This is a genomic window from Streptosporangium sp. G12, from assembly GCF_052983175.1.
Window position 1 is genome coordinate 1 of the sequence record NZ_JBRIQO010000069.1, and the last position, 5,152, is coordinate 5,152.

The window sequence follows — 5,152 nt, forward strand, 5'->3', positions numbered from 1 at the left end:
TAGCCGAGCGCCAGCCCGAGGGCGATCTCCTCCGCCGACGTGCGCGCGCCCCGGTACAGGGCACGGACCAGCAAGACGCCCGGCAAGGCGATGGCCAGTACGACATGGGCGCAGAACAGGAGCATGTCTCGGCCGGAGACGCCGTAGAGGGCCAGCACCGCCGCCGTGCCGGCGGTCATCGACATCGCGGGCAGCCACCTTGCGAGACGTTTCGCCTTCCGAGGCAGGGCGGCGGTCCCTCGCGGGGAGGGAGATCCGCCGGGTTCATCGTCCCCGATGATCGCGAGCGAGCCCGGGGTGGGAGATGAGGAGGACGGAGTTTCGGCCATACGGGCAAGCCTGGTGAGGCCGACGACCGAGGCCGGCCCCGCCGCTCGCGTTCCGCGATGTTTTTCCTAGCTTTTTATATGTTTTTCATAATTGATTGGAAGGATGTGCCGCCGGATGGGCGTGGTGGCTGTTCTCTGTCCGTTTTCCGCTCCAGGATTCCCAGGCCTGGCCCGGTGACGCCGATGAACTTTCCCTGGTACGCGAAGACCCGGTAGGCGGCCTGGGTCTCCGCGTACTCTTGGAAGACCATGTTGTCCTGGATGTCGTCCATCACAAGAATGTGGTTCCCGCTCAGATGCGGCTGCGACCGCAGCAGGAAGAACTCCCTTCCCTGGCGGGTCTTGTCCGAGTCGTAGTGGACCAGGTCCACCTCTCTACCGGGAAGCAGGATCTTCTCGAGGTTGTGGCGGTCGCCTTTGGTGTGGAGTGTCCAGGGCCCCTTCAGCTCCTCGGGGATCACGTATCCGATGTACCGCTCGGGTTCCGGGAGGCGGAAGAACGGGAAGTCGCTCGAGAAGAGGTGACCGGTCCCGTTCATACGTATCGCCGCGAGGATGGCGGACGTGGACCACCCGGCGGCGACTCCCGTCTCCAGCACGGTATCCGGGCGCAGGATCCTGGTGAGGAAGTGGAGCAGCTCGACACCGCCGGGCCCGCCCAGGTCGACACCGGCCGAGGCGAGTGCCTCGACCCGGGGGCGGGCCGATTCGGCGAGGGTCCGGGCGAAGTCCGCGCCTTCCTGCCACAGGGCGGCGTCGATACGGCCACCCCAGGTGCCGAGGTCCTCCGCCTGCCCGGCCGCCCACGTGTGCGCGGCCCTTCTCTCCCGGTCGTGCCCCGAACTCACCCGTGTCCAGATCTTGCGGGACATGATCGGGAGATAACCTGGTCGCGCGGCGTTGCGGATGATGGTGGAAACAGTGGTGAGTGGCATTGCACGCAGCCTTTTCTTCTGATCCGGCATTCTGTTACGCATGCGATGGAGATGTCTGTGAAAAGCTCCGTCATCGGGAATCGGATATGACGCCGTTCTTTCGCCGGAGCGCGAGGCCCGCGGCTGCCGGCCCTTCCGCGGGCCGTGGGGCCGACCGGGCGAGGGCCGGGCTGATGTCGAACAACACGTCGACCCAGTAATTGGTGGCCTGGTAGTTGTTGGTCGGGAAGACGCTGCCCGCGCTGTAGGCGTACGTGCCGTTGCCGCCCTCCGCGCCGTTCGCGAGGGCGATGAGCGGACCGCGCTTGTACTGCGTGTTGAAATAGAGCCTCGAGACGGAGTAGTAGCCCGACGTGGTGTGATAAGAGGCCACATATGTGGTGTTGGCCTGGATGGAGATGGGCGTCTCGAAGCGCACCTCCTGCCACCCGGACGCGGTCTCGCCGGTGAACGTCGCGCTCGAGAGCAACTGGCCGGTGATCGTCCACAGGCTGCCGACATGGGTCCCGGTGTTCTGGGGGCCCTTGTAGAACCTGATCCCCTTCACGACCCCCGGCGTGGTGCTCCGGAACTTCACCCCGACCGAGGTCGCCTTGGGGTCGTTCTGGGTCGGGAGCGCCGGCACCGTCGTGTCGTCCCAGAGGGTGAAGTACGGGGTGAACACCACGTCGACCCAGTAGTTCGTGGCCTGGTAGGTGGAGGTGGGGAAGGCGCTCGCGGTGGTGTATTTGTACACGCCGTTGCCGCCCGCCACGCCGGTCTCGGGCGCGACGATCAGGCCGTTGGAGTACTGCTGGGTGAAGTACGGCCGCGTCACCGAGTAGTACCCCGAGGTCGTGTGGTAGGAGGCGACGTAGGTGGTGTGGGCGCTCACCTGGACGGGCGTGGAGAAGGTCACCTGCTGCCAGCCGCTCGCCGTCTCGTTGGTGAACGTCGCCCGCGCCAGCAACTGTCCCGTGGAGCTCCACAGGTTGCCGACGTGCGTCCCCGTGTTGAGCGCTCCCTTGTAGAACCTGACGCCCGAGACGACGCCCGCGGTCGTGGTCTGGAACTTCACGCCGACCTCGGTCCGGTGGGTGTCGTTGTGGGAGGCGACGGCGGGCACGGTGGTCGCCGGCCAGATCGTGCAGGGGCACCCTTCGGTGATGGTGACGGGGAGCGTGGCCGACACGTTCTGGAGGTTGCCGATGTCGTCGACCGCCCGGGCTCTTATGGTCACCGGGCCGGCTGTCTCGGGCGTCCATTTGTACTGCCACTCGGTGCGGCCGGTCGCCTGGAACCACCTGTTGCCGTCGAACGAGACCTCGACGCCCGCCACGACGCCGCCTCCGGTGTCGGCCGCGGTGCCGCGGACCGTGATGGTGCTACCGGCAGGGGCGTGCGCGCCCGCCGACGGGTCGGTGATCGCCGACGTCGGAGGGGCGGTGTCGGTCGACGCGGTCGCCGGGACCAGCCCCGGCTGGAGGCTCGCCGGTTGCGTCAGCATGTCGGCGAGGAGGTTGACCGTCGCCTGCTGCATGCGGATGTCCGTGGGCGTGCCCGGCCGGTCGTGGCTGGCGTCGAGCCCCCACGACCACTGCGTGGTTCCCGCGCCGAAGACGAGGGCGCCGCCCGAGTGCCGGTAGAGCGCGAGGTTGTGCGTCGCGATCCCGGCGCCGTAGGTGTTGCCGAAGTCGAGCAGGTATTTGGACAGGTTGGTCAGCGTCGTGCTGGAAAGCTTCACCGGCCCCGGCGGGGCGAACCCGTTGTCGGGTGCCACGTCCCATTCGTACCCGAGTGTTCCGGCAGGGAAGACCGCCGTCTGGCCGGGCTGCAGGTTCGCCACGGATGTGTTGCGCCACAGCCGCATCTGGCTGTACGCGGCGGGAACGGTTATCGCGTCGTTGACGATGCCGTTGATGACGAACAAGGTCCCGGTCACGGCGTTCTCCGGCCTGCCGCCGTCCGACGGCGGAGAGAAACGCGGGTCGCGCCAGGTTCCGGTCCACAGCGGGCTGGGATCGATCTTGGCGTTGGCCAGCGTTTCCTTGTAGCAGACAAGCGTGCGGAAGGGGGTGTTCGTCCCGTCGACGCTGTTCTCCCACCGGGTCTTCCAGAAGATCTCGTTCCCGGAGAAGAAGGCGAGGCTGACGCCGTTGTCCCGGGCGTTGTCGGCGTTCCCTCTCATGTCGTCGGACCAGTACTCGTCGTGCCCGACGGACATGAAGACCTCGTGTTCGAGCAGTTCCTGTCCGCGGCTCGCGGTGTCGACGTTGCTGGTGTAGCTGACGTCGTAGCCGTTGGCCTCGAGCCATCTGATCATGGGGTACTCGGAGTTGAAGAACCACGACGGCTGGCTGTGCACCCGCGTGGTGAACGGGCGGTTGTAACTGATCCTGAAGGCGCGTCCGGCCGGACTGCCGGAGTAGAGGCTGTTGCCGCCGTACCGGTTGTACGCCTGCCAGGTCGCGTCGGAGGTCTGGACCAGGATCTCCGACCCGCGCTGGTCGTCGCGGACGACGAAGACGATGTGGCTGTCGCCGACCGGTCCGTCCTCCCGGACCAGCTTCCCGAGGTAGACCCCCGAGACGGCGCCGGCCGGCACCGCCCAGGAGGCCGACTCCGCCCAGTTCCCGCAGTCGACCAGGCCGGTCGCCGCGTCGCTCAGGCAGGCAGGTTGCGGCTGGGGCAACGGGACGGACGGGTTGACCGTCGCCATCTTCCGCGCGCCCATGCCGCCGTAGTATCCGATGCGATAGATGTCGATCCGGTAGTCGCTCGCGGGGGTGATCACCTTGAACCGTACGGTCTCCCCCTTGTCGACGCTCATCTGAGTCGCGTAACCCTGGATGTTCCCCGCGCCCACTCCGCTGACGTCCCATTCGCTGGGAGGGTTTCCCGGCAGGCTGTTCTCCAGGCAGATGATCGAGGTCGGGGGGCAGGCGGCTTGGTGCCTCCGCGCCGTCCTGCCACGGCCGGTGGTCCCGGCCCGGATCGCGCGCGCCTCCTCGCGCATCCCGTCCGCGACCGAGACGGCGAGATCGGAGGTGACCGGCGGTGTGCCGGCGCGCCGGGCCGGGCCGGGCACGGCCGCGCCGGCACGCGGGTCGTCCCGCCCGGAGTCCGCCAGGACGTCGGAGACGGGCCGCCCTCCGGCGGAGGCGTGGACGGAGGGGGAGGTGAGTAACCCGATCAGAACGCCGGCGCCGATGGCCGCGGGGATGGTCCGAAGCCTCCGCCGCGGCCTCCGAGTGGTCTTCTCACCGTTCGACATTCATCAACTCCGATCGCGATCCCACAGCCAAGCCGCCGTCTGGCCAGGCCTGGAAGCAGGCGAAACATAGCAACAACGGGGTCCTGTCACGTATCACCTGGAAAAGCGGAGAGTTCCTGGAAAGACGGACGCGGGCTGCTATTCCTCACCAAAAGGTTGTTTCATAACAAGAATCGCGTCCGGCGCACAAAGGTCCGGGGAACGTGAGCCACCGTCCTTGGCTCGCACAAGGGATCGGCAAGAATCGACGGGGACGCGGTGCCCCGAGCCCTCCGGCGGGTTCCAGCCGACAGGCTTGCGCTCATGAGCATGACGTCGCCCGTGCGGGGAACCACGCCGAACCCGCCCGCGCCTGAGGGAGCCGTTCGATCGGACGGACCCACGAGCGGCGGAGACCTCGGTCTGAGCCGGGGAATGCGGGGTCTGTCGCCGTCGAGGTGGCTGCCCGCGGCTTCCGCGGGGGTTTTCACGATCGCCGTGCTGGGTTTTCACGGTGTTTCGGGTTCGGACATGGCGCTGTTCGGGGTTTACGTCGCGCTCGGTGTCACCCTTCCCGGGCTGCTGCTGCTCCGCTCCCTGTACCGGGGCGCGTGCACGACGGCGGAGGAGATCGCGCTCGCGACCGCGCTGGGCCT

Annotated in this window: 3 protein-coding genes; all 3 read right to left on the minus strand. The window is 67.6% G+C overall.

From position 1 onward, the window contains the following. A partial coding sequence (locus tag ACVCAG_RS45550) for a hypothetical protein (RefSeq protein WP_440089873.1) occupies positions 1 to 185 on the minus strand: 185 nt, incomplete at its 3' end. Between the two features lie 218 nt (positions 186 to 403). Then, positions 404 to 1,201 carry a class I SAM-dependent methyltransferase gene (locus ACVCAG_RS45555; protein WP_440089874.1) on the minus strand — a complete coding sequence of 266 codons (798 nt, stop codon included), beginning with the start codon at positions 1,199 to 1,201 and terminating at the stop codon, positions 404 to 406. Between the two features lie 133 nt (positions 1,202 to 1,334). Beyond that, positions 1,335 to 4,517, minus strand: coding sequence for a DUF4082 domain-containing protein (locus ACVCAG_RS45560; RefSeq protein WP_440089875.1), 3,183 nt, complete (start codon positions 4,515 to 4,517; stop codon positions 1,335 to 1,337). Positions 4,518 to 5,152: the final 635 nt, after the last annotated feature.

What these genes read in the sequence shown, in the direction of transcription:
- ACVCAG_RS45555 (WP_440089874.1), bottom strand. Translation starts at nt 1,201, where the DNA reads ATGTCCCGCAAGATCTGGACACGGGTGAGTTCGGGGCACGACCGGGAG.
- ACVCAG_RS45560 (WP_440089875.1), bottom strand. Translation starts at nt 4,517, where the DNA reads ATGTCGAACGGTGAGAAGACCACTCGGAGGCCGCGGCGGAGGCTTCGG.